This is a genomic window from Flavobacterium frigidimaris (genome assembly GCF_002217275.1).
GTDB lineage: Bacteria > Bacteroidota > Bacteroidia > Flavobacteriales > Flavobacteriaceae > Flavobacterium > Flavobacterium aquidurense.
This window is the reverse complement of record NZ_MUGV01000039.1, coordinates 18243-42019: the sequence shown is the minus strand read 5'-3', so window position 1 is coordinate 42019 and position 23777 is coordinate 18243. Positions and strand designations below refer to the sequence as shown.

23 protein-coding genes are annotated in these 23777 nt (G+C 33.3%); 13 read left to right on the top strand and 10 right to left on the bottom strand.

Features of this window, described 5'->3' with window-relative positions:
• Positions 1–7 precede the first annotated feature (7 nt).
• Together B0A65_RS19635 and mazG are read left to right on the top strand one after the other, a co-directional pair.
• Positions 8–493, top strand: coding sequence for a DUF5606 family protein (locus B0A65_RS19635; protein WP_074657149.1), 486 nt, complete (start codon positions 8–10; stop codon positions 491–493).
• Positions 494–593: 100 nt separating this feature from the next.
• A complete protein-coding gene (gene mazG, locus B0A65_RS19630) occupies positions 594–1364 on the top strand; it encodes a nucleoside triphosphate pyrophosphohydrolase (protein ID WP_074657153.1) in 771 nt (256 codons plus the stop codon).
• On the opposite strand, the gene B0A65_RS19625 is transcribed toward mazG, so the two are convergent.
• The gene (locus B0A65_RS19625; protein WP_074657156.1) at positions 1365–2045 is read right to left on the bottom strand and encodes a Crp/Fnr family transcriptional regulator; all 681 of its coding nucleotides are present in this window, start codon (positions 2043–2045) and stop codon (positions 1365–1367) included. It abuts the gene before it with no gap.
• Between the two features lie 204 nt (positions 2046–2249).
• Here B0A65_RS19625 and B0A65_RS19620 point away from each other — a divergent pair, with 204 nt between their 5' ends.
• The 8 genes from B0A65_RS19620 (at position 2250) to B0A65_RS19585 (ending at position 10957) form a co-directional block, all read left to right on the top strand.
• Positions 2250–4643, top strand: coding sequence for a heavy metal translocating P-type ATPase (locus B0A65_RS19620; protein WP_074657159.1), 2394 nt, complete (start codon positions 2250–2252; stop codon positions 4641–4643).
• A 109-nt stretch (positions 4644–4752) separates the two neighbouring features.
• Positions 4753–4944: a cbb3-type cytochrome oxidase assembly protein CcoS gene (gene ccoS / locus B0A65_RS19615; protein ID WP_074657163.1), complete on the top strand. Its 192-nt coding sequence runs from the start codon at positions 4753–4755 to the stop codon at positions 4942–4944.
• Between the two features lie 2 nt (positions 4945–4946).
• Positions 4947–7136: a cytochrome-c oxidase, cbb3-type subunit I gene (ccoN, locus tag B0A65_RS19610; RefSeq protein ID WP_074657166.1), complete on the top strand. Its 2190-nt coding sequence runs from the start codon at positions 4947–4949 to the stop codon at positions 7134–7136.
• A gap of 4 nt (positions 7137–7140) precedes the next feature.
• The gene (locus B0A65_RS19605) at positions 7141–7335 is read left to right on the top strand and encodes a cytochrome C oxidase subunit IV (protein ID WP_074657169.1); all 195 of its coding nucleotides are present in this window, start codon (positions 7141–7143) and stop codon (positions 7333–7335) included.
• A gap of 1 nt (position 7336) precedes the next feature.
• A complete protein-coding gene (locus B0A65_RS19600) occupies positions 7337–8275 on the top strand; it encodes a cbb3-type cytochrome c oxidase N-terminal domain-containing protein (RefSeq protein ID WP_074657172.1) in 939 nt (312 codons plus the stop codon).
• Between the two features lie 5 nt (positions 8276–8280).
• Positions 8281–9699: a cytochrome c oxidase accessory protein CcoG gene (gene ccoG, locus B0A65_RS19595; RefSeq protein WP_074657175.1), complete on the top strand. Its 1419-nt coding sequence runs from the start codon at positions 8281–8283 to the stop codon at positions 9697–9699.
• A gap of 101 nt (positions 9700–9800) precedes the next feature.
• Positions 9801–10250 (top strand): FixH family protein, encoded by a 450-nt coding sequence (locus B0A65_RS19590; RefSeq protein WP_074657178.1) that lies wholly within the window; start codon positions 9801–9803, stop codon positions 10248–10250.
• A gap of 5 nt (positions 10251–10255) precedes the next feature.
• The gene (locus B0A65_RS19585) at positions 10256–10957 is read left to right on the top strand and encodes a sulfite exporter TauE/SafE family protein (RefSeq protein ID WP_074657181.1); all 702 of its coding nucleotides are present in this window, start codon (positions 10256–10258) and stop codon (positions 10955–10957) included.
• On the opposite strand, the gene hemN is transcribed toward B0A65_RS19585, so the two are convergent.
• The 8 genes from hemN to prfB form a co-directional block, all read right to left on the bottom strand.
• Positions 10954–12318, bottom strand: coding sequence for an oxygen-independent coproporphyrinogen III oxidase (hemN, locus tag B0A65_RS19580; protein WP_074658296.1), 1365 nt, complete (start codon positions 12316–12318; stop codon positions 10954–10956). The two genes, B0A65_RS19585 and hemN, sit on opposite strands and share 4 nt — an antisense overlap.
• 127 nt (positions 12319–12445) lie before the next feature.
• Positions 12446–12916 (bottom strand): hypothetical protein, encoded by a 471-nt coding sequence (locus B0A65_RS19575; protein ID WP_074657184.1) that lies wholly within the window; start codon positions 12914–12916, stop codon positions 12446–12448.
• A gap of 109 nt (positions 12917–13025) precedes the next feature.
• Positions 13026–13373: a hypothetical protein gene (locus tag B0A65_RS19570; RefSeq protein WP_074657187.1), complete on the bottom strand. Its 348-nt coding sequence runs from the start codon at positions 13371–13373 to the stop codon at positions 13026–13028.
• 122 nt (positions 13374–13495) lie between these two features.
• Positions 13496–13918, bottom strand: a complete 423-nt coding sequence (locus tag B0A65_RS19565) for a DoxX family protein (protein WP_074657190.1) — start codon at positions 13916–13918, stop codon at positions 13496–13498.
• Positions 13919–14042: 124 nt separating this feature from the next.
• Positions 14043–15671 (bottom strand): acyl-CoA carboxylase subunit beta, encoded by a 1629-nt coding sequence (locus tag B0A65_RS19560; RefSeq protein ID WP_074657192.1) that lies wholly within the window; start codon positions 15669–15671, stop codon positions 14043–14045.
• Positions 15672–15883: 212 nt separating this feature from the next.
• Entirely contained in the window at positions 15884–16882 is a 999-nt protein-coding gene (gene lpxD, locus B0A65_RS19555) for a UDP-3-O-(3-hydroxymyristoyl)glucosamine N-acyltransferase (RefSeq protein WP_074657195.1), read from the bottom strand.
• 342 nt (positions 16883–17224) lie between these two features.
• The gene (gene msrB / locus B0A65_RS19550; protein ID WP_074657197.1) at positions 17225–17671 is read right to left on the bottom strand and encodes a peptide-methionine (R)-S-oxide reductase MsrB; all 447 of its coding nucleotides are present in this window, start codon (positions 17669–17671) and stop codon (positions 17225–17227) included.
• 74 nt (positions 17672–17745) lie between these two features.
• A protein-coding gene (prfB, locus tag B0A65_RS19545) for a peptide chain release factor 2 (RefSeq protein ID WP_123890388.1) occupies positions 17746–18844 on the bottom strand; the annotation gives its coding sequence in 2 pieces (ribosomal slippage) (positions 17746–18780 and positions 18782–18844; 1098 coding nt in all).
• 151 nt (positions 18845–18995) lie between these two features.
• Here prfB and B0A65_RS19540 point away from each other — a divergent pair.
• Positions 18996–20015: a threonine aldolase family protein gene (locus B0A65_RS19540; protein ID WP_072971246.1), complete on the top strand. Its 1020-nt coding sequence runs from the start codon at positions 18996–18998 to the stop codon at positions 20013–20015.
• A gap of 52 nt (positions 20016–20067) precedes the next feature.
• Here the strand turns inward: B0A65_RS19540 and B0A65_RS19535 are convergent, their stop codons facing one another.
• Complete coding sequence (locus B0A65_RS19535) at positions 20068–20388, bottom strand: YbaB/EbfC family nucleoid-associated protein (protein WP_026982166.1); 321 nt, start codon at positions 20386–20388, stop codon at positions 20068–20070.
• Positions 20389–20455: 67 nt separating this feature from the next.
• Between B0A65_RS19535 and B0A65_RS19530 the strand changes: the two genes are divergently transcribed.
• On the top strand, positions 20456–22591 hold the full coding sequence (locus B0A65_RS19530; RefSeq protein ID WP_074657200.1) for a S9 family peptidase: 2136 nt from the start codon (positions 20456–20458) through the stop codon (positions 22589–22591).
• Between the two features lie 70 nt (positions 22592–22661).
• Positions 22662–23702 carry a PLP-dependent cysteine synthase family protein gene (locus B0A65_RS19525; protein WP_074658298.1) on the top strand — a complete coding sequence of 347 codons (1041 nt, stop codon included), beginning with the start codon at positions 22662–22664 and terminating at the stop codon, positions 23700–23702.
• Positions 23703–23777 lie beyond the last annotated feature (75 nt).

Sequence of the window (23777 nt, the reverse complement as noted above, 5' to 3'; positions counted from 1 at the left end):
AATAAACATGAATTTAGATAAAATTTTAGCCATTTCTGGTAAACCAGGTTTATATGTATTGAAAGTGCAAACTCGTACAGGTTTTGTGGCAGAATCATTAACAGACGGAAAAAAAATCACAGTAAACTTAAAAAGCAATGTAAGTTTATTATCAGAGATTTCAATTTATACATATGAAGGTGAAAAACCTTTAACAGAAGTAATGCAACGTATTGCTGTTAAAGAAAACAAAGGTCAGGCTATTTCTCATAAAGAAGATAATGCAACATTGACAGCTTACTTCAAAGAGATTTTACCGGAATATGATGAAGAAAGAGTTTATCCTTCAGATATTAAAAAAGTATTAAACTGGTATAATACCCTTGAAGCTAAAGGTTTGGTTACGGATTTGGCTCCGGCTCCGACTGAAACTGCTGAAGAGGCTCCAGTAACGGAAGAAAAACCTAAAAAAGCTCCTGCTGCTAAAAAAGCAAAAGCGAAAAAAGAAGAATAGTAGTTTTTCTACCCTTAAATATATTGATCCTGTTAAGATGTTTTCTTAGCAGGATTTTTTACTTTTACATCATTCGGTTTCAATCAAAAAAACTTCAAAAATGAGCAAAGAACTTCAACTAAAAGCCTTCGAAAGATTATTAATTATCATGGATGAACTTCGTGAGCAATGTCCATGGGATAAAAAACAAACTTTGCAAACACTCAGACATCTGACAATTGAAGAAACTTACGAGTTAGGAGATGCTATTTTGGATAATGATCTAAATGAAGTGAAGAAAGAATTGGGAGATTTGCTCCTGCACATTGTTTTTTATGCTAAAATAGGCTCTGAAACTAATGATTTTGATATGGCTGATGTTTGTAATGAAATCTGTGATAAGTTGATTCATCGCCATCCGCATATCTACAGTGACACAGTTGTTAAAGATGAAGAAGAAGTCAAACAAAATTGGGAGAAGTTAAAACTGAAGGAAGGTAAAAAATCGGTTTTGGAAGGCGTTCCAAGAAGTTTACCCGCTCTGGTTAAAGCAAGCCGAATTCAGGATAAGGTAAAAGGTGTTGGTTTTGATTGGGAAGAACCACATCAGGTTTGGGATAAAGTTCAGGAAGAACTGGAAGAATTGCAAGACGAAGTTAAAGCTGGTGATCAGGATAAAATTGAAGCAGAATTTGGAGATGTTTTGTTCTCCATGATTAATTATGCCCGATTTCTAAATGTAAATCCAGAAGATGCTTTAGAGCGTACGAATAAAAAATTCATTAAGCGTTTTCAGTATTTAGAAAGTAAAGCCGGCGAGTTAGGAAAGCCATTAATGGATATGACTTTAGCAGAAATGGATGTATTTTGGAATGAAGCTAAAAAACTATAATTAATCAGCTATTTTTTTCAATGTTTTTACATCCTTAAGTACAATCTTTTTACCAATCAATTCAATAACTCCTAATTTATTAAAGTCGGATAGTAGGCGTATACAACTTTCTGTCGCAGTTCCAATTATTCCTGCCAATTCTTCTCGGGTTAGTTGTACCTTTAATGTCTTATCTTCGTTTTCTCCAAAAAAGTCATGTAAGTAAAGTAAAGTTTCGGCTAATCGTTGTTTTACTGTTTTTTGAACTAATGCAATTTTGTCATTTTCAGATTCTTTTAAATCTTCGCAAACAGTTTGCATTAATTTCATTGAAAACTGATTGTTGGTGTTAAAAAAACCAATGATTTCAGATTTCGGAATAAAGCAAACTTCCATATCAGCTACTGCTTTTGCCGTTAAATTGGCTGGCTCGTTACTAATCATAGAACGCTGTCCTAAAAGTTCTCCGGACTTAACCAGTTTTACAATCTGATCTTTTCCATTGGCACTTAGTTTAGAAAGTTTTCCAACCCCGTCTTTTACGCAAAAAACGCCATTAGTTACTTCGCCTTCTTCAAAAATAGCTTCGCCTTTTTTTATTTTATAAGTGGTTTTACTATTAGCTAGTTTTATTACTTCTTCTTTATTTAGGGCTTGCAAAGAAGTTAGTTGGCGTACGATACACTGGTCACATTTATTCATGACAAAAAATTTTAAGCAAAATTAACCAATATTCATGTCTTAAGCTGCAATAAATACATAAAAAAAGATAAGAAATGATGTACGTCTGTAATTTGCCTTTTTTTATTTCTTAAATTAGAATCGTAATTAATTAAAACGTGATAAATGTCATATTTATAGTCTTTTTCAATTTATAAACTTTGCATAAGTTAAAAAAAACAAATTATGAGTGAGCAAGGTTGTTTTCATTGTGGGTTAACCATTGCCAAAAATGAAGAAATCAATTTTGATGGAAAAAAGTTTTGCTGTAACGGATGTAAAACGGTTTACGAAATTTTCAGTCTTCATGATTTGACTTGTTATTATGATTTTGAAAAATCTCCTGGTGCCACTCCTCAAGACATTCAGGGTAAATATGATTTTTTAGATAACGAAGCTATTCTCTCAAAATTATTAGAATTTCAGGAAGGAAATACTGCTATAGTTTCTTTAAATATCCCACACATACACTGTAGTTCTTGTATCTGGATACTTGAAAATCTAAACAGAATCCAAAAAGGGATCAGTATCTCACAAGTTAATTTTCCAGAAAAAAGAGTTCGTGTAACCTTTAATTCTGATGTAGTTTCACTTAAATCTATTGCTTATTTGTTAAGTTCCATTGGATACGAACCTTATATAAGTTTAGAGAACTATGAAGCAGGGAAAAATAATGTAGACAGAAGTTTAACATATAAACTTGGTGTTGCCTTTTTTTGTTTTGGAAATATAATGTTATTGTCGTTTCCGGAATATTTCGAAATCAAGGAATTTTGGTTGGACAACTACAAGCCTTTTTTTAGAATTTTAATTTTTCTATTAGCGCTACCAAGTTTTTTGTATTCTGCTAGCGGTTATTATGTTTCGGCTTATAAAAGTATTAAATCACGAATGCTGAATATCGATATTCCAATTGCACTGGGAATCATCGTAATGTTTGTCAGAAGTACTTTTGATATTGTAATGAATTACGGATCAGGTTTTTTTGACAGCTTAACAGGCTTGGTTTTTTTCATGCTGCTGGGAAAAATGTTTCAAATTAAAACCTATAGTTTCTTAAGTTTCGAAAGAGATTTTAAATCTTACTTTCCTATTGCAGTTACTAAAATTAATATGGATACTTCAGAAGAGAGTGTTGCAATTTATGATGTCGTAAAAGGGGATAGATTATTGATTCGAAATCAGGAATTAATTCCGGTTGATGGTATTTTAATTAGTGAAAAGGCTGAAATTGATTATAGTTTTGTTACTGGGGAAGCAGTTCCGATAACTAAAAAATCGGGAGACAAAGTATTCGCCGGAGGAAAACAGATTGGAAAAGTGGTCGAAATGGAAGTTTTGCATTCTGTTTCACAAAGTTATCTGACACAGTTGTGGAGTAATGAAATTTTTCAAAAAAATGTGGAGCAAAAACACAAAACAATTACCGATAAAATTAGCCGCTATTTTACTCCAATATTACTATTAATTGCTTTTGCTGGATTTGGTTACTGGATTTTTATTGATACCAATACAGCTTTTAATGTTTTTACAGCAGTATTAATTGTTGCCTGTCCATGTGCTCTTGCACTGACAGCGCCGTTTACCTTCGGTAATATTTTGAGAATTATGGGCAGGCAGAAAATGTATCTTAAAAATGCACTGGTGATTGAACAACTTGCAAAAGTTGATACTATAGTTTTTGATAAAACCGGAACCATAACAACAAATAAAAAATCGAATATTGTTTATGAAGGAAGCCCAATTTCTGATGAGAATTATTTACTTATAAAAAATGTACTCCGTGCTTCCAATCACCCATTAAGCCGAATGTTATATGATTTTTTACCAGATTCAAAGCGACTAAAAGTTGATAATTTTGAAGAGATAACAGGAAAAGGAATTTTAGCTTCAATTGAAAATAAAACGATTCAAATTGGTTCAGCAGCATTTATTGGTATTTCAGATTTAGAAGCTGGTGAAATAGAAAAAACGGCGCTCCATATCAAAATTGATACTGAATATTATGGGCAGTTTAATTTTCAAAACCAATATAGAGATGGCCTTGCAGCGTTATTTTTAACTCTTAGTAAAAAGTATCAACTGAAAGTACTTTCCGGAGATAATGATGGAGAACGAAGTAATCTCGAAACAATATTGCCAAAGGGTACTGAACTCATCTTTAATCAGAAACCGGAACAGAAACTGGAATATATTAAAAAATTACAGGAAAAAGGTTGTAGTGTAATGATGGTTGGCGATGGGTTAAATGATGCAGGTGCCTTGGCGCAAAGCAATGCTGGGATATCTATTTCTGAAAATGTCAATGTTTTTTCTCCGGCGTGTGATGCAATACTAGATGCCCATGAATTTTCCCGATTAGATTATTTTTTAAAATTATCTCAAAAATCTATCTTGATCATCAAAATGAGTTTTGTTTTATCACTTTTGTATAATGTGATTGGCTTATCCTTCGCAGTAACTGGTAATTTGCTCCCTTTGGTAGCGGCTATTATTATGCCACTAAGTACAATTACCATCGTAAGTTTTGTGACTTTAATGTCTAACTATTTCAGCAGCAGTAATTTAAAATCATTATAAATAATTTGTAGATAAATTTTTATTAAATTTAACTTAAGTCTTTGACTATGATAATTATCATATTTTAAATGCCTGCAACCTACTAATTTTGTTAACATAAATTTAAGGTATGAGTGTAATTTATCTATTAATTTCAGTTAGTATTTTCGTAGCAATTGGCTTCTTCATAGCCTTTATCATCGCTGTCAAATCTGGACAATACGATGATGATTATACGCCTTCAGTCAGAATGCTTTTTGACGATGAAACCAAAATTACTCCTCAGAATAATAATTCAACAATCGAAGAAAAACAAGTATAATTATGGAAATGGAACAGTTTTATTACGACAACAAAATTGTAAAAAAATTCATTTATGCCACTATCCTTTTTGGAGTAGTAGGTATGCTAGTGGGGCTAACCCTTGCGGTTATGTACCTTTTTCCCAACATGACTGATGGGATTTCATGGCTAAGTTACGGACGATTAAGACCGTTACACACAAATGCCGTTATTTTTGCCTTTGTAGGTAATGCTTTTTTTGCCGGTTTGTATTACTCACTTCAGCGATTGCTGAAGGCCAGGATGTTTAGTGACTTTCTAAGTAACTTACATTTTTGGGGTTGGCAGCTTATTATAGTTGCTGCTGCAATCACACTGCCTTTAGGATATACTTCTTCAAAAGAATATGCTGAATTAGAGTGGCCAATTGATATTGCTATTGCCATAATCTGGGTAGTTATGGGTATCAATATGATTGGTACAATGTTGAAAAGAAGAGAAAGACACTTATATGTTGCAATATGGTTTTATCTTGCCACTTTCGTTACGGTTGCTGTGTTGCATATTTTTAATAACATTGAATTACCAGTGTCAGCTTTAAAAAGTTATTCGGTTTATGCTGGTGTTCAGGATGCCTTGGTACAATGGTGGTACGGACATAATGCAGTTGCATTTTTCTTAACTACTCCGTTTTTGGGTTTGATGTATTATTTTATTCCTAAGGTAGCAAATCGCCCTATCTATTCTTATAGATTATCTATTATTCACTTTTGGTCACTAATATTTATTTATATCTGGGCAGGTCCACACCACTTATTATATTCAGCTCTGCCAAACTGGGCTCAGAATTTGGGGGTTGTATTCTCAATAATGCTTATTGCTCCATCTTGGGGAGGTATGATTAATGGACTTTTAACGTTAAGAGGTGCGTGGGATAAAGTTCGTGAAGAACCCGTTTTGAAATTCTTTGTTGTGGCGATTACGGGTTACGGAATGGCAACTTTTGAAGGACCAATGCTTTCTTTAAAAAATGTAAATGCTATAGCGCATTATACAGATTGGATTATCGCACACGTACACGTTGGAGCACTAGCGTGGAACGGATTTATGTCTTTTGGTATTATTTACTGGTTGATTCCAAGAATGACAAAAAGTAATTTGTTCTCTAAAAAATTAGCCAATTTCCATTTTTGGATTGGCACTTTAGGAATCATTTTATATGCGCTACCAATGTACGTTGCAGGTTTTCAACAAGCTTCTATGTGGAAACAATTTAATCCGGACGGCACCTTAACTTATGGAAACTTCCTTGAAACGGTTACAGCAATCATGCCTTTGTATTGGATGAGAGCAATAGGAGGTACTTTATATTTGGTTGGAATGCTGACATTGGTGTACAATATTATAATGACTGTAAAAGCAGGTGAAACTATTGAAGATGAGTTAGCTCAGGCTCCAGCTTTACAAAGAATAAGCAGCAATAGACTGAATGGTGAAAAATTTCATACCTGGTTAGAAAGAAAACCAATTCAATTGACCATTTTGGCAACTATCGCGATCTTAATTGGAGGTATTATTCAAATTGTACCAACAATTATGGTGAAATCAAATATTCCAACTATTTCAAGTGTAAAACCTTATTCGCCCCTTGAACTTGAAGGACGTGATTTATATATAAGAGAAGGCTGTGTAGGTTGTCACTCACAATCTGTTCGTCCATTTAGAAGCGAGGTAGAACGTTATGGACCACAATCTAAGGCTGGCGAGTTTGTGTATGATCATCCATTTTTATGGGGATCAAAGCGTACTGGTCCAGATTTACTAAGAGTTGGAGGAAAATATAATGATAACTGGCATTTTAACCACTTTTGGAATCCACAAAGTACTTCTGCAGGTTCTATAATGCCAGGTTATAAGTGGTTGTTTGATAATAAAGCAATGGATTTATCATTGACGCAAAAGAAAATGCAGGCCATGGTTTCGCTTGGTGTTCCTTATACTGCAGATGAAATTGCAAATGCTCAAAAAACATTGAGAACACAGGCTTTATCAATAGAGAAAAGTTTAGAAAATGATCCTGATTTTGTAAAAAGTTACCAAGACAGTAAAAACAAAGCAGCTGCAAAAGGGGAAAAATTTGTCCCAATGAATGAAAGAGAAATCGTCGCTCTAATTGCTTATATACAAAGACTTGGGACTGATATTAAAGTAAAAGAAACTGCTAAAAAATAAAGTCATGTTCGAACAGATAAAACACAATATGGAGAATATATCGGGTATAGAAATTTACCCGATTTTATCTCTCTTAATTTTCTTTATCTTCTTTGTAGGATTAGGTTTTTGGGTATTCTCCTATCAAAAAGATAAAATTAAAGAAATGAGTGAAATTCCTTTAAATGAAGGACTTGGTGTAACTTCAAAAGATAAATAAGATGAAAAAGTTTTTCCCGGCATATATAAGAGTACCACTGTTTTTTTTCATTGGTTTTGCTTTGATGGAATATTGTATAGATTCTGGAGATAAGCCAGCTTTTATAAAATATCCAATGGTTTCTGTTTTTTTGTTTGTATTTCTATTTATTCTGATTGCTATCGAAATTACATTGAATGCTGTTAATCGTGTCATGTATCAGCTGATGACACCTGAAGAAAAAGCAAAATTAGATTATGAAAATAGTTTGAGTTTACAAGAAAGTACCTGGTATAAAGACTTAATGCATAAACTTACTAAAACAGAGCCAATTGAAAAGGAAGGGGATTTGTTACTGCATCATGATTATGATGGAATTAAAGAATTAGATAACAATTTGCCGCCATGGTGGGTCTATCTATTTTATATCACTATAATATTTGGTGTTGTATATCTTGCGCGCTTCGAAATTTTTGGAGCTGATAACCAAGAGATGGAGCTTAAAAAAGAAATGGCGCAGGCAAAAATTGATGTAGAAGAGTATTTAAAAACCGCTCCGGATTTAATGGATGAAAAAACGGTTGTTTTGTTAACGGATAAAGAAAGTTTAGAAGCTGGTAAAGAAATTTTCACCACTAATTGTGCTGCTTGTCACAGAGCAGATGCAGGAGGACAAATTGGTCCAAATTTAACAGATGACCATTGGATTCTAGGTGGCGGAATTAAAAATGTTTTTCATACTATTACCAACGGAGGACGTGATGGCAAAGGAATGGTTTCCTGGAAAACTAATGGTATGAAACCAAAAGAAATTCAAAAAGTGGCCAGTTATATCTTGTCTTTGCAAGGAAGTAAACCTAAAGACCCAAAAGATCCGGAAGGAGAAATTTGGGTAGATGAAAGTGCTTCTCAAAAAGATGCCGCAATTAAAACAAAAGATAGTACAGAAGTTAAAAAATAAGAATCATGTCAAATTTACCAGACGAAGCTTTTAGAGATACCATTGGAACTATTGATGAAGTTGGTAATCGAAAATTTATTTTCCCTAAAAAACCGTCTGGTAAATTCTATGATTATAGAAAAATTGTAAGTTATATTTTATTGGCAATTTTAGTTGCTAATCCGTTCATAAAAATAAATGGTAACCAATTTATGATGTTCAATGTTTTAGAACGTCGCTTTAATATTTTTGGATTCCCTTTTTGGCCTCAGGATTTTTATCTTTTTGTAATATCGATGCTTGTTGGTGTTGTTTTTGTGATTTTGTTTACTGTTGTCTTTGGGAGAATATTTTGCGGTTGGATTTGCCCGCAAACTATTTTTTTAGAAATGGTTTTCCGCAGAATTGAATATTGGATTGATGGTGACCGTGGTGCACAATCGCGTTTAGCACGCCAGGAATGGAATGCTGAGAAAATCCGAAAAAGACTTATTAAATGGACGATCTTTTTCTTAATTTCTTTTGGAATTGCTAATGTCTTTTTAGCTTATTTAGTTGGTAGTGATGCGTTATTTTTAATGATTGAAGAAGGTCCGGTTAAACAGTCCAGCAATTTTATAGCACTTCTAATTTTTACTAGTGTTTTCTATTTTGTTTTCGTTTGGTTTAGAGAACAGGTTTGTATAATTGCTTGTCCGTATGGTAGATTACAAGGTGTGCTTTTAGATAATAAATCTATTAATGTGGCGTATGATTTTGTCCGTGGAGAAAAAGAAGAAGGACGTGCTAAGTACAATAAAAAAGAAGATAGAGCCACAACTGGAAAAGGAGATTGTATCGATTGTCATCAATGTGTTCATGTTTGCCCAATGGGAATTGATATTAGAAACGGAACACAATTAGAGTGTACAAATTGTACAGCTTGTATTGATGAATGTGATGCAATAATGGAAACAGTAGGTTTGCCGAAAGGACTTATTCGCTATGCTTCGGAAGATGAAATAGCCAAGAAAGAACCTTTCAGATTTACAGCCAGAATGAAAGGTTATACAGCTGTTTTATTTATATTATTAAGTGTTTTTGTTGGAATGTTATTCTTGCGAACAAATGTCGAAGCAATCATCCTTCGTTTACCAGGTCAGTTATTTCAGCATAAAGGAGATAAGATAAGCAATGTTTATACGTATAAAATTGTAAACAAAACAATGAAAGATTACAATGATATCCATTTTGAATTGATTGATCAAAAAGGTGAAATTAAAAATGTTGGAAAAGAGCATTTCAAAATACAAAAAGAAGGCATTTCACAAGGAACTTTGTTTATAGAAATTAATGAAGTGCTTTTGGAAAGCGATAAAACCAAGGTTAAAATTGGCGTTTACAACGGCAAGGAATTGCTCGAAACTACCACAACAAACTTTTTAGGTCCGAGAAGTTTTAATTAAAAATAACACCACCATGACATCGCCACTATAAGACTTTGTGAAACAAAAACAAATAATTAAAAGGCGATACCATTTGACAACTAACAAATTAAATTTACAATATGAAAATAAATTGGGGAACAGGAATTGTCATTGCTTTTGCATTATTCATGACTTTTATATTGTATTTTGTTTTTGAAGTGCAATCCAACAGTAAATATGATAATGATTTAGTTGTTGAAGAATATTATAAACACGATTCGCATTTTCAGGAGGAAATGGCTCGTATTCAAAATGCACATGATTTGCAACAGAAACCTTCAATTGTATATAATGAAGAAGGTGTAAAAGTTGTTTTTCCTGCAAATTTTGAAAATGATAAAGTAAAGGGAAATATTCTTTTGTATCGCCCTTCAAATAAGAAGTTTGATTTTAATACTCAAATAACATTGACTAATTCCGTTATGTTAATTCCGAAAGTTAAATTGGTTAAAGGTCGTTGGGATGTTAATATGGAATGGCAATATAGTGGAACAAAGTACTTAACTAAAGAGGTTATTTACGTAAATTAAGACACATGTTATATTCTGCATTTATATTAGGCTTAATCAGTAGTTTGCATTGCATTGGAATGTGCGGTCCTATCGCTATGATGCTACCTGTAGATCATCAGAATGAAGCTAAAAAGGTTACTCAAATTGTTACTTATCATTTAGGCCGATTAACTGCTTATGCAACAATCGGAATGATTTTTGGATTATTAGGAAGAGGTTTTTTCCTGGCTGGACTGCAACAGAATTTATCAATTTTTATTGGTGTAGCAATGATAATTGCAGTTTTGATTCCGGAAAAAGTTTTTTCGAGATATAATTTTTCAAAACCTGTTTACAGAATTATTTCAAAAATTAAATCAAGTTTAGGAAGTCAATTTAAAAACAGAAGTTATAAATCTCTTTTTACAATTGGATTATTAAATGGATTTTTGCCATGCGGAATGGTTTACGTTGCCTTATTTGGTGCAATTGCTATGCAGAGTGCTGGTTTTGGTATTTTGTATATGTTATTATTTGGATTAGGAACTATACCATTAATGACTACTGTAGTTTACCTACATTCTTTGATAAAACTTCCCTTTCGAAATAAAATTCAAAAAGCAATTCCGTATGTTGCTTTTATTATTGGTGTTTTATTCATACTTAGAGGCTTGGGTTTAGGAATTCCTTACGTTTCTCCATCTAATATGAGTTTGTTTGTACAGGGAACTCCTAATTGTCATTAAACAGTCATCGAAAACAAATTCGTTTCCGGTGATTTTCTTTTTAAATGTAAATCAAAAGCCATACAAATATTTCGGACAAACGGTCTTCCGGCTTCTGTAATTTTTATTCTCTTTTCTTCAATTACAATTAACTGATCTTTTTCTATTTCTTCCAGGTCTTTTAATACACTTGGAAGTTCTTCAAAATAGCGCGCTTCATTATCCCAGGAAGTTTCAAAGTCACAAGTTAAATGCAATATGTGTTTTCTTATTTTCAGATCTTCATCGTTTAAAATATGTCCTTTAACAATAGGCAATTTATCCCATTCTAACAATTGGTAATAATCTTCTAAGTTTTTAGTATTTTGAGCAAAACTATACCAGCTATCACTGATAGAAGAAACTCCTAAACCAATCATTAATTGTGTTTTTGAAGCACTATACCCCATGAAATTTCTATGTAACCCTTTGTTTGCAGCTGCTTTGTATAAACTATCAGATTCTAAAGCAAAGTGGTCCATTCCAATTTCATGATAACCATTTTTTGAAAGTAATTGTTTTCCTATTTCGTATAGTTTTCGTTTTTGCGCGTCTTTTGGGAGGTTCTCCTCATTGAATCCACGTTGTCCATTTCCTTTAATCCAGGGTACATGGGCGTAACTGTAAAAGGCCAATCGATCTGGTTTTAAGGAATTTGTTTTTTCGATAGTATCGACAACATCTTCGATAGTTTGAAAAGGAAGGCCAAAAATTATATCATGACCAATAGAGGTATAGCCAATTTCTTTTGCCCAAAAAGTTACTTTGGCTACATTGTGAAAAGGTTGAATTCTATTAATTGCTTTTTGAACTTTTTCAGCATAGTCCTGAACTCCAAAACTTACTCGGCGAAAGCCTAAATCATATAACTTTTGAAGTTGCTCATAAGTTGTATTATTGGGATGTCCTTCAAAACTAAACTCATGCTGATCAGCTTTGTTGGCAAAGGTAAAAATGCCATTGATAAGATGTTCTAAATTGTTTTTTGAAAAAAACGTTGGAGTTCCACCACCTAAGTGTATTTCTTTTATAAGAGGTTTTTCAGGCAGTAGTTTACAATATAAACTCCATTCTTTTATGAGCGCTTTTATATAGTCTTCTTCGACAGTATGATTTTTGGTTATCCTTTTATTACAGCCGCAAAAAGTACACATACTTTCGCAGAAAGGCAAATGAATATATAAACTGATTCCGTTTTGAGAATTGCTTTCTGAAAAGGACTGTTGAAATGATGCTATCCATTTTTGTTCTGTAAATTCAACTTCATTCCAATATGGAACTGTGGGATAACTGGTATATCTTGGACCTGGAACATTGTACTTCTGAATCAGTGAGATTTTCATAAAAAAGTATTTTGGATTCATCAAAATTACTTCTTCCTATTAATATATAAAATGATAAATGTCATGCCGGTAACATAAAAAAAAGAGACTCAATTTTGAGTCTCTTCCCTGAATTAAATAACTAACATTAAATAGAATCCTGAATGATTTTGAGCCATTTTTTGGCAAACAGATGGTCTTGGTAAGCACTAATTTGTTTGATACGATCGTCGTCAAAATCATAGAATGGAATCGTAATTTTTTTAGAAGTTTCTCTTTCCTGAAATTCAAAATCAATTTTGAGAATAGTATCTGAATTTCCATCGGTAGTCAAAATTAATTTGCAGGATGAAACTGATTTTAAATCAACAAATGTTGATTCTTGTTGATTTGGATTAAAATTCATTAAAATGAATTTTCTATGTTTTTGGTCTATAGTCAGTGTTTTATTACTTTGTGACTCGGTTAAATCAAAATCTTCCGGATGACTCGGATTGAATTTCTTTTTAATATTTAAGATTCTTGATTTGTTTGCAGCGCTCGTTCGTGCAGAAAAATATATGGGAATGGCTACTATGATTGCGATCACAATACCAATAATGGTTACACTTGTTTCCATGTTTTTGAATTTGATAAATAATATGAAATGGCAAACTGTTTTCAGAAAGAAAACCGTTCGATTGTTTTTGAAGAAATGAATTCTTCTAACTAAATTTTCATGTATTTAACTACCAAAAAAAGTGGAAAGGGTAGAGCATAAGCAAGACTCTCTTGCTCTGAGTCGAGAATTGATTTGCAAAGTTTGATGCTGATTTTACGACTTGATGTTGCGGAATAACAACTAGTAAAGAATCAAACCATTTAATTATACCAGGATTGTGTGTTTTAATATTTGCTGCAAATTGATAACTTGCTTGTGGCTGTATAAAAGCTAATGAATCTGTATAATCTTTAGAGAAATTGGTATCTGTTTTGTGACCTTCTATTTCTTGTATAGCAGCATTGCTTTCTTGCGATGCAAAAAAGGCAAGAATCAAAAGTGATATAAAAATAACGGTTTTACGAATCCAATTCATGTTTGCGAATTTAGTTCATAAAACACAATTAATGAAATTTTAAAATGCTAATTACTTCTTAAAAACTGCTTTATTATTTTATCCTCAACTTTTATTGAAATAAGCTGAGGATAAAATATATTTTATTGCTGCATTTTGAAGTAATAATCAGCTGAGTGTTTTCCTCCTCCATAAAATAAGAAGAAGATGCAAAGTAATAGTATAACTACTGCTAAGATTAGGCTTTCAGAATGCATGTGCCCCATGAAATTTACAAGGACCGCACCAAAAAGGATAGGTAATTGGGCAGCAATTGCCCAGCGGGTGAGTAACCCAAAAACAATCATTATTCCTCCAATCATGTGGGCTGGGGCGATATAATGCAAAAGAAACATTCCGCCTCCATACTGATCAATAGGAGAAATTAAATCATGTAAATATTGCGCATTTGTTACAAATGAAATTCCTTTCATAAATAAAAAAACACCCAATACAATACGTACCAAATCTACTGGTAAATAAGTGTGCGAATTTGCCCATTTATTCAAACTTTTTACATTTTCCATGATACTACGTGATTAAAAATAATATACTAAGTTACTACTTTTTAGTGATATATTTATTTTTAAGTAGTTGGAAATAAGTTTTTTACTTTTTATTTAACTTATTTTGAGAATTCATAAAATGATATTAAACCTGAATAACGCCTAAATTAAATGCTTTTTGAATTGGAGCGTGATTTGCAGCTTCAATACCCATAGAAATCCAGGTTCGGGTATCTAAAGGATCAATAATGGCATCTGTCCATAATCTTGAAGCAGCATAATAGGGTGAAGTCTGTTCGTCGTAACGTGCTTTGATTTTATTAAACAGTTCGGTTTCTTTTGTTTCATCTATAATTTCACCTTTCGCTTTAAGCGAAGAAGCTTCAATTTGAGCTAATACTTTAGCAGCCTGTGTTCCTCCCATTACTGCAAGTTCTGCACTCGGCCATGCAAAAATCAATCTTGGATCATATGCTTTTCCGCACATTGCATAGTTTCCTGCTCCATAAGAATTACCAACAATTACAGTAAATTTTGGCACTACTGAATTACTAACTGCATTTACCATTTTAGCACCATCTTTAATAATTCCTCCATGTTCAGACTTTGATCCAACCATAAACCCGGTAACATCTTGTAAAAAAACTAAAGGGATTTTCTTTTGATTGCAATTTGCAATAAAACGTGTCGCTTTATCAGCGCTGTCCGAATAAATAACACCGCCAAATTGCATCTCGCCTTTTTTGGTTTTAACTACTTTTCGCTGATTAGCAATAATTCCAACTGCCCAACCATCAATTCTGGCATATCCTGTAATAATGGTTTGACCGTAACCCTCTTTATAAGCTTCAAACTCCGAATTATCAACCAAACGATTGATGATTTCCATCATATCGTATTGCTCGTTTCTGGCTTTTGGCAAGATTCCGTAAATATCTTTAGGTTCCAGAGTAGGTTTTTCGGCTTTAATTCGGCTATAGCCAGCTTTATCAAAATCACCAATCTTATCTACTATGTTTTTTATTTTATCTAAAGCATCTTTGTCATCTTTAGCTTTATAATCAGTAACTCCGGAAATTTCGCAATGCGTTGTCGCACCACCTAAAGTTTCATTATCTATAGTTTCGCCAATGGCAGCTTTTACCAAATAACTTCCGGCAAGGAAAATACTTCCGGTTTTATCTACAATTAAAGCTTCGTCACTCATAATAGGTAAATACGCCCCTCCGGCAACACAGCTTCCCATAACAGCTGCAATTTGGGTGATTCCCATACTGCTCATTTGGGCATTATTTCTAAAGATTCTTCCGAAGTGTTCTTTATCTGGAAAAATTTCATCTTGTAATGGCAAATAAACACCGGCACTATCTACCAGATAGATAATAGGAAGTCTGTTTTCCATAGCAATTTCTTGAGCACGCAGGTTTTTCTTTCCTGTAATTGGAAACCAGGCCCCTGCTTTAACGGTGGCATCATTAGCAACAACAATACATTGCTTGCCTTTTATATATCCTATTTTTATCACAACTCCTCCCGAAGGACATCCACCGTGCTCTGCATACATTCCTTCACCAACAAAACCTCCAATTTCTATACTTTTAGAATTTTCATCCAATAAATAATCGATACGCTCGCGGGCTGTCATTTTACCTTCAGCATGGAGTTTTTGGATACGTTTTTCGCCTCCCCCTAATTTTACTTTGGCAAATTTTTGTTTTAATTCAGAAAGTAAGAGCTTATTGTGATCTTCGTTTTTATTGAAGTTTAAATCCATAAGATATTGATGTTTTTACAAAATACTGTTGGCTAATTTACAAAATCAATTGAAACTCACATAATAAATATGATTCTGCAATGAAATAAAACCAGGTGTCTGAAAACTCCACTGTAAATAATTTTCGGTAGAAAGAAGTATATTATTACGAACTTGTATTAAACAAAAAAACAGAAGCGAGCTTCTGTTTTTCTTATACTTATTGAGTTTGATTATTTTTTAGAATCGCAAACCATTCTTTTTAAAATGGCCCATTGTTTTAAGGCATCACGAGCTTCAACAGCAGGATATCCTAACATTGTTTTTCCTGCGGGAACATCTCCAGTTACTCCAGAACCCGCTCCAACAATAGCTCCATCACCAATTGTTGTGTGATCTTTTATAGAGGCACTTCCGCCAATTATAACGCCATTTCCCAGCGTAACAGAACCTGCTAAACCACTGTTTCCGGCCATAATACAAAATTTACCTAATTTACTGTTATGTCCAATTTGAACTAAATTATCAATTTTACAACCATCCCCAAGAACAGTCGAACTGAATTTTCCACGGTCTACACAAGTGTTTGCACCAATTTCAACTCCGTTTCCAATAATTACATTTCCGATTTGTGGAATTTTAACCAAACCTTTTTCTTTGCAGGGACGAAATCCAAAACCATCAGCACCAATAGTAGCATTTGGATGGATGATACAGTCATTACCAATATGACAACGCTCACGAACCACCGTTCCTGACCATATAATAGTATTTTTTCCGATAGTACATTCGTCTAAAATTGTCACATTTGGATATATAGTGGCATTAGCGCCGATTTCAACTTTTGGGCCTATATAACATCCAGCGCCAATTCTGGCTCCTTCACCAATAATTGCAGTTTCATCAACCGTTGCGGTTTTGTGAATATTGTTATGGAAAATTGGAGTAGGAGGTGCAAAAAGAGCTAAAATTTGAGACATTGCCAAATCGGCATTTTTTACTTTAATAAAAGCACGATTTTCTCCAGGCTCTATTGAAATATCTTCGTTAACTACTGCAATAGATGCATTTGAAGCCGACCAGTATTTTTCATATTTTTTGTTTCCTATAAATGAAATTTCTGAAGTTGTTGCTTTTTCTAATTGCTCTGTTGCAGTTATACTTTGAGAAGTAGTGCCGTAAATTACGCCATTGATCACTTCGTTAATTTCTTGAATTGAATAGGATTTCATTTACTGAATTTAATTGATTTAGGGGTTTATTTTTACCAAATAAAATCAATTAGATCCTAATTACCTAATGTTTTTTTTGTGTTTATTGAAATATGTTTAAAATAACAGTTTAAATATTACAAAATTAACACTTTAGATGTTGATTTATTAATTGTTTTCTAATTTATGCACGCATAGTTAATGCTGATTTTTCCTTAAAAACGCATAAGTTTCAGGGAATTTAAAAAAGAAAATTAAAGTTTACTTAATTGATAGGTAGTAACTTACAATTTTTAATTGCAGTAATTAAGTTGAGGAATAAAAAAAAGCGATTCACTTTTAAGAAAATCGCTTTTTGTAAATTTATTCTTTTATTTTAGATAATGAAATAGCATTAATGCAATATCTTAATCCACTTGGTTCGGGGCCGTCAGGAAAGACGTGTCCGAGATGAGCGTCGCAGGTACTACAAACTACTTCAACGCGAATCATTCCGTGTGATTTATCAGCATTATAAGCAATCGCATTTTCTTTGATTGGTTGTGTAAATGAAGGCCAGCCCGTTCCTGATTCAAATTTTTCAGAAGCATCAAAAAGTAAAGTGCCGCAGCATTTACATTCGTAGATTCCCGGATCAAATAAACTGCAAAGTTCAGAACTAAAAGATCTTTCGGTCCCTTTTAAGCGAGTTACCTGATATTCTTCAGGAGTTAAGATCTGTTTCCATTCCTCTTCCGTTTTCTCCACTTTTTTCTCTGGAGTCGGATTTCCTTTATTTGTAAAACGAATTACATCTGCCCATTTTATCATAACTTTTTTATTTAGTTTTCAGTCTCAGTTTTCAGTTTTGAACTGCGACTGAAAACTGCGACTGAATACTGTTACTATTCCTCTTCCTTTTGGCCCATCATCATTAAAAATGCTTTTAAGAATGGGTCAATATTTCCGTTCATTACGCCATCAACATCGCTGGTTTCATAGCCGGTACGAACATCTTTTACTAATTTATAAGGTTGCATAACATAATTACGTATTTGCGAACCCCATTCAATTTTCATTTTTCCGGCTTCAATATCAGCACGTTGTGCTTGCTGTTTTTTCAATTCAATTTCGTACAATTGAGAACGTAACATTTGCATGGCACGCTGTCTGTTGTCTTGTTGAGATCGCGTTTCTGAACACTGAATCTGAATTCCCGTTGGTTTGTGTACCAATTGAACTTTAGTTTCTACCTTATTTACGTTTTGTCCTCCGGCACCACTAGAGCGGGAAGTTGTAATTTCGATATCAGCAGGATTAATGTCAATTTCGATACTGTCATCAACAAGCGGGTAAACATAAACCGACACAAACGAGGTATGGCGTTTTGCATTACTATCAAAAGGTGAAATTCGAACCAAACGATGCACGCCGTTTTCTCCTTTTAAATAGCCAAAAGAATAATCTCCTTCAAACTCTAAAGTTACGGTTTTAATACCGGCAACCTCACCTTCCTGAAAGTTCAGTTCTTTTATTTTGTAGCCATAACTCTCTCCCCACATCATGTACATACGCATTAACATTCCGGCCCAGTCACAACTTTCGGTTCCACCGGCTCCGGCAGTAATCTGAATAACAGCACTCAGGCTGTCACCTTCGTCAGAAAGCATGTTTTTAAACTCAATGTTTTCAATGTGATCTTGCGTTGTTTTATAATGCTCGTCTAATTCTTCTGCAGAAAGTTCTCCTTCTTTATAAAAATCATACGCCAGCTGAAGCTCGTCAGTAAGTTCGATGGCTTTGTTATAATCTTCGATCCATTTTTTCTTGTTTCGAAGGTTTTTTACAATGACTTCGGCTTCTTTTGCATTGTTCCAAAAGTCGGGAGCGAAGGTCTTTTCTTCTTCGTTGGCAATTTCGATTAGTTTGGCATCAACGTCAAAGATACCTCCTCAACGCACCAAGGCGCTCCACAATACCTTTTATTTGTTCGGTAGTTGTCATAAATTAATAGTAGTTTTATATGTTTTTTATAAATATTACGTTAATTTGGTTGTATGGTAATTTGCTAGTTAAAATTTACTAAAACTTGCCGAGATTAACAAACAGTAATACGTAATTTTGTTGCACAAAAATAAGATATAGTTTTTAGAATATGGAAATAAATTTAATTAGCGATACCATAACCAAGCCTACGCACGAAATGTTGCAGTATATGTTCAATGCCCAGGTTGGGGATGATGTATATAAACAAGATCCAACAGTTATCGAATTAGAGGCGAGAGTAGCTGAATTTTTTGGTATGGAAGCGGGACTGTTTTTTCCTTCTGGAACTATGGCAAACCAAACTGCAATTAAATTACATACACAACCCGGAGAACAATTAATAGCTGATAAATACGCACATGTCTACCATTATGAGGGAGGAGGAGTATCTTTTAACAGTGGTGTTTCTTGTTGTTTATTAGATGGAGACAGAGGGATGATAAATGCAACTCAGGTTGCTGCAGCAATAAATGATCCTGAATTCTACCATAGTCCGTTAACTAGTTTGGTGTGTGTAGAAAATACAACAAATAAAGGTGGAGGTGCTTGTTACGAATTAGAAGATTTAAGAGAAATAAAAAAAGTTTGTGATGCTAATAATCTGAAATTCCATTTAGATGGTGCAAGAATTTGGAATGCCTTAGTGGCAAAAAGACAAAATCCGAAGGAATTTGGAGCAATTTTCGATACCATTTCTGTTTGTTTGTCAAAAGGATTAGGAGCTCCAATAGGTTCTATATTACTTGGTAGTAAAGCTGATATTCGCAGAGCGTTGAGAATCAGGAAGATATTGGGTGGAGGGATGCGTCAGGTTGGTTATTTGGCGGCAGCCGGATTATATGCTTTAGCACATAATATTGAAAGATTAGCAGAAGATCACCGAAGAGCCAAAGAGATTGCAGCAGTTTTAAGTACAAAATCATGGATTGCAGCAATTGAGCCTGTAGAAACTAATATTTTAATTTTTTCATTAGCTGAAGGATATAGCGACCAGCTTTTGATTGAAAAATTAAAGCAGAAAAATATTTTAATTAGTGCACTCGGACATAACAAACTCCGAATTGTAACACATTTAGATTATAAAGAAGTAATGCATACTTATGTGATTGAGACACTTCAAAAGTTTTAAAAAAAAGGCACTAAGAAGCTAAGGNNCCTTAGCTTCTTAGTGCCTTAGAATCTTATTTAAATAAATTATCCATTCCCGGAATCATCGGCATATCCATTTTGGCAACAGCATCCAATTCTCTTTCGTTTACGTTTGTTGCTTTTTCAATAGCTTTATTTAAAGTTACAATTAAGTAATCTTCCAGTTGTTCTTTATCTTCTAATAAAGAGTCATCAATAGAGATTGAGGTTACTTTTCTATTAGCTGTTAATGTTACTTTCAATAATCCATCAGCGCTTTGTTCATCAATTAAAACAGTATCTAAACGCTTTTTTGTATCTTCAATTTTTTGTTGGGTTTCTTTAAGTTTACCCATCATTCCCATTAAATCCATTTTGTTGATTTTTAAATTATTTCAGACAAAATTAGTATATTGCTGTCTTATATCAATACAATATTTTATGAAAAAATTAATTCTGTTCTATTGTGTTTATAGTATTTTTGCTGTGTCTTATATAAAAATTAATGCTCAATCAATGCAAAACGATATATCAGCCCCACAGGCCAAAGTAATTCCAAAATCATTAAAAAAACATAAAGAAACCCGAATCGATAATTATTTTTGGCTTAATGACAGAGAAAATTCGGAGGTTCTTGATTATCTAAACCAAGAGAATGCCTATTATCAAAGTATGACCTCGCATACAAAAGGGCTACAAGAATCTTTGTATGAAGAGATGAAAGGTAGGATTAAAGAAGATGATTCATCTGTTCCTTATTTTTATAATGGTTATTATTATATTACCCGATTTGAAACGGGTCAGGATTATCCTATTTTTTCAAGAAAAAAAGGGAGTCTATCTGCAGAAGAAGAAATTATGTTTAACTGCAATGAAATGGCAAAAGGACATGCGTATTTTAAGCTTGGAGGCTTAAGTATTAGTCCTGATAATAAATTTGCAAGTTTTGGGCTTGATCTTGTTGGAAGAAGAATTTATACCATTCAGATAAAAAACTTAGAGACGAACGAAATTTTGAGTGACAAAATAGAAAACGCAACCGGCGGATCTGTTTGGGCAAATGACAATAAAACCATTTTTTATGTCAAACAAGACGAAGTTACATTAAGATCTGATAAAGTTTTCAGACATAAAATTAATAGCGATTCTGCTGCTGATGTTTTGGTTTTTGACGAAACCGACGACACTTTTAATGTTTCAATCAGTAAAGAGAAATCAAGAAAATATATTGTAATTGGTTCAGGAAGTACTTTGACAACAGAGTACAGAATTTTGAATTCTGATAATCCAGATGGAGAATTTGAAGTATTCCAACCTCGAGTTCGTGGTTTAGAATACAGTATTTCTCATTTTGAAGATTCATTTTATATTTTAACGAATAAAGATAAGGCAACCAACTTTAAGTTGATGAAAACGCCTGAAAATAAAACAGCAAAAAAATATTGGGTAGATCTTATTCCGCATCGCGATGATGTTTTACTGGAAGATATCGAAATCTTTAAAAACTATCTGGTTGTAGAAGAACGCTCAAACGGATTGAATCATATTCGTATTATGCCCTGGAATGGTGAACCGGATTATTATTTACCTTTTGGAAGCGAAACATATAACGCTTATACCACTACGAATATTGATTTTGATACCGATGTTTTGCGTTACAGCTACCAATCTTTAGCAACGCCATCGTCTGTAATTGATTTCAATATGAAAACTAAAGCCAAAGAAATTTTAAAAGAACAACAGGTTTTAGGAGGAAAATTTGATAAAGAAAATTACGTCGAAGAAAGAGTTTGGGCAACAGCCAGAGATGGTGTAAAAGTGCCCATTTCGATAATCTATCGTAAAGGATTAGAAAAAAACGGTAAAAATCCGTTATTACTTTATGCTTATGGTTCTTATGGAATCACTATGGATACGTATTTTTCCTCAACAAGATTATCTTTATTAGATCGCGGCTTTGTGTATGCAATCGCCCATATTAGAGGAGGGGAGGACTTAGGAAGACAATGGTACGAAGATGGAAAACTGTTAAAAAAGAAAAATACCTTTACAGATTTCATCGATTGCTCTAAATTTGTAATTAACGAAAAATTTACTTCTGCTGAACATTTGTATGCAGAAGGAGGATCTGCAGGAGGACTTTTGATGGGTGTTATTGTAAATGAAGCCCCACAATTGTACAACGGAGTGATAGCTCAGGTTCCTTTTGTAGACGTAATAACAACAATGCTAGACGATAGTATTCCGTTGACAACCGGAGAATATGATGAATGGGGAAACCCAAACAATAAGAAATATTATGATTATATGTTATCGTATTCACCATATGATAATGTAAAAGCACAAAAATACCCTAACATGTATGTTTCCACAGGATTACACGATTCACAAGTGCAATATTGGGAACCTGCGAAATGGGTCGCCAAGTTAAGAACTATGAAAACAAATGATAATCTTTTGTTTTTAGATACCAATATGGATGCTGGACATGGCGGCGCTTCGGGAAGATTTGAAGCTTTAAAAGACTTAGCAAAAGAATTTAGTTTTTTATTAGATTTAGAAAAAATTAAAAGCTAATTAGAAAATTTTTGTTAAATTTGCAACCTATCAAGGTTATTTTAAAATGCCTTTGATTAACTATTTTTTTATGAAAGAAGAAATAAATGCTTATAATAATGTTTTAGAATTAATAGGTAACACCCCACTTATTAAGCTAAATAAAATCACCGAAGACTTAGAAGGAAATTTCTACGCAAAGGTAGAAGCTTTTAATCCAGGACATTCCTCAAAAGATAGAATAGCGTTATATATTATTGAAGAAGCTGAGAAAAGAGGGATTCTGTCGCCAGGTGATACCATCATCGAAACTACATCTGGTAACACAGGTTTTAGTTTGGCAATGGTTAGCATTATTAAAGGTTATAACTGTATTCTGGCGGTAAGTTCAAAATCATCAAAAGACAAAATTGACATGTTGAGAAGTTTAGGTGCAAAAGTTTATGTTTGCCCAGCTCACGTGTCAGCAGATGATGAAAGATCTTATTATAATGTTGCCAAACGTTTACACGAAGAAACAAAAGGGTCTGTGTATATTAATCAATACTTTAATCAATTAAATATTGATGCTCATTACAACAGTACTGGACCAGAAATCTGGGAACAAACAAAAGGAAGAATTACGCACCTTATTGCTTGCAGCGGAACCGGAGGAACAATCTCAGGAACAGCTAAATTCTTAAAAGAACAAAACCCTAATATTAGAATTCTTGGAGTTGATGCTTTTGGATCAGTGTTAAAAAAATACCATGAAACAAGAGAATTTGATAACAAGGAAATTTATCCTTACCGTATTGAAGGTTTAGGTAAAAACTTAATTCCATCTGCTACAGATTTTGATATTATTGATAAATTCATGAAAGTAACAGACGAAGAAAGTGCCCACTCTGCAAGAGAAATCACTCGTAAAGAAGGTTTATTTGTAGGGTATACTTCAGGAGCAGTAATGCAAGCCATCAAGCAATATGCTGAAGAAGGGGAGTTTACAAAAGATAGTAATATTATTGCTATTTTCCCTGATCACGGTTCTCGTTATATGAGTAAGGTATTTAGTGATGACTGGATGAACGAACAAGGATTCTTTGATAGTATTAATGAAGAAGAAGTTCAGAAAATTGAATTTGTAAAATAAAAAGGATTATTCCTAAATATATAAAACTCCAGATATTTTAATTTCTGGAGTTTTTTTTTGTAAATAAGTAAGTTT

Coding starts and splice junctions, on each gene's coding strand:
- lpxD (WP_074657195.1), bottom strand. CDS start 16,882: ATGAAATCCTATTCAATTCAAGAAATTAACGAAGTGATCAATGGCGTA.
- B0A65_RS19535 (WP_026982166.1), bottom strand. CDS start 20,388: ATGGATTTAATGGGAATGATGGGTAAACTTAAAGAAACCCAACAAAAA.
- ccoG (WP_074657175.1), top strand. CDS start 8,281: ATGTCAAATTTACCAGACGAAGCTTTTAGAGATACCATTGGAACTATT.
- B0A65_RS19585 (WP_074657181.1), top strand. CDS start 10,256: ATGTTATATTCTGCATTTATATTAGGCTTAATCAGTAGTTTGCATTGC.
- B0A65_RS19560 (WP_074657192.1), bottom strand. CDS start 15,671: ATGGATTTAAACTTCAATAAAAACGAAGATCACAATAAGCTCTTACTT.
- B0A65_RS19600 (WP_074657172.1), top strand. CDS start 7,337: ATGAAAAAGTTTTTCCCGGCATATATAAGAGTACCACTGTTTTTTTTC.
- B0A65_RS19635 (WP_074657149.1), top strand. CDS start 8: ATGAATTTAGATAAAATTTTAGCCATTTCTGGTAAACCAGGTTTATAT.
- B0A65_RS19570 (WP_074657187.1), bottom strand. CDS start 13,373: ATGAATTGGATTCGTAAAACCGTTATTTTTATATCACTTTTGATTCTT.
- B0A65_RS19605 (WP_074657169.1), top strand. CDS start 7,141: ATGTTCGAACAGATAAAACACAATATGGAGAATATATCGGGTATAGAA.
- B0A65_RS19565 (WP_074657190.1), bottom strand. CDS start 13,918: ATGGAAAATGTAAAAAGTTTGAATAAATGGGCAAATTCGCACACTTAT.
- B0A65_RS19540 (WP_072971246.1), top strand. CDS start 18,996: ATGGAAATAAATTTAATTAGCGATACCATAACCAAGCCTACGCACGAA.
- B0A65_RS19530 (WP_074657200.1), top strand. CDS start 20,456: ATGAAAAAATTAATTCTGTTCTATTGTGTTTATAGTATTTTTGCTGTG.
- B0A65_RS19590 (WP_074657178.1), top strand. CDS start 9,801: ATGAAAATAAATTGGGGAACAGGAATTGTCATTGCTTTTGCATTATTC.
- ccoN (WP_074657166.1), top strand. CDS start 4,947: ATGGAAATGGAACAGTTTTATTACGACAACAAAATTGTAAAAAAATTC.
- hemN (WP_074658296.1), bottom strand. CDS start 12,318: ATGAAAATCTCACTGATTCAGAAGTACAATGTTCCAGGTCCAAGATAT.
- ccoS (WP_074657163.1), top strand. CDS start 4,753: ATGAGTGTAATTTATCTATTAATTTCAGTTAGTATTTTCGTAGCAATT.
- B0A65_RS19575 (WP_074657184.1), bottom strand. CDS start 12,916: ATGGAAACAAGTGTAACCATTATTGGTATTGTGATCGCAATCATAGTA.
- B0A65_RS19525 (WP_074658298.1), top strand. CDS start 22,662: ATGAAAGAAGAAATAAATGCTTATAATAATGTTTTAGAATTAATAGGT.
- B0A65_RS19620 (WP_074657159.1), top strand. CDS start 2,250: ATGAGTGAGCAAGGTTGTTTTCATTGTGGGTTAACCATTGCCAAAAAT.
- mazG (WP_074657153.1), top strand. CDS start 594: ATGAGCAAAGAACTTCAACTAAAAGCCTTCGAAAGATTATTAATTATC.
- msrB (WP_074657197.1), bottom strand. CDS start 17,671: ATGATAAAATGGGCAGATGTAATTCGTTTTACAAATAAAGGAAATCCG.
- B0A65_RS19625 (WP_074657156.1), bottom strand. CDS start 2,045: ATGAATAAATGTGACCAGTGTATCGTACGCCAACTAACTTCTTTGCAA.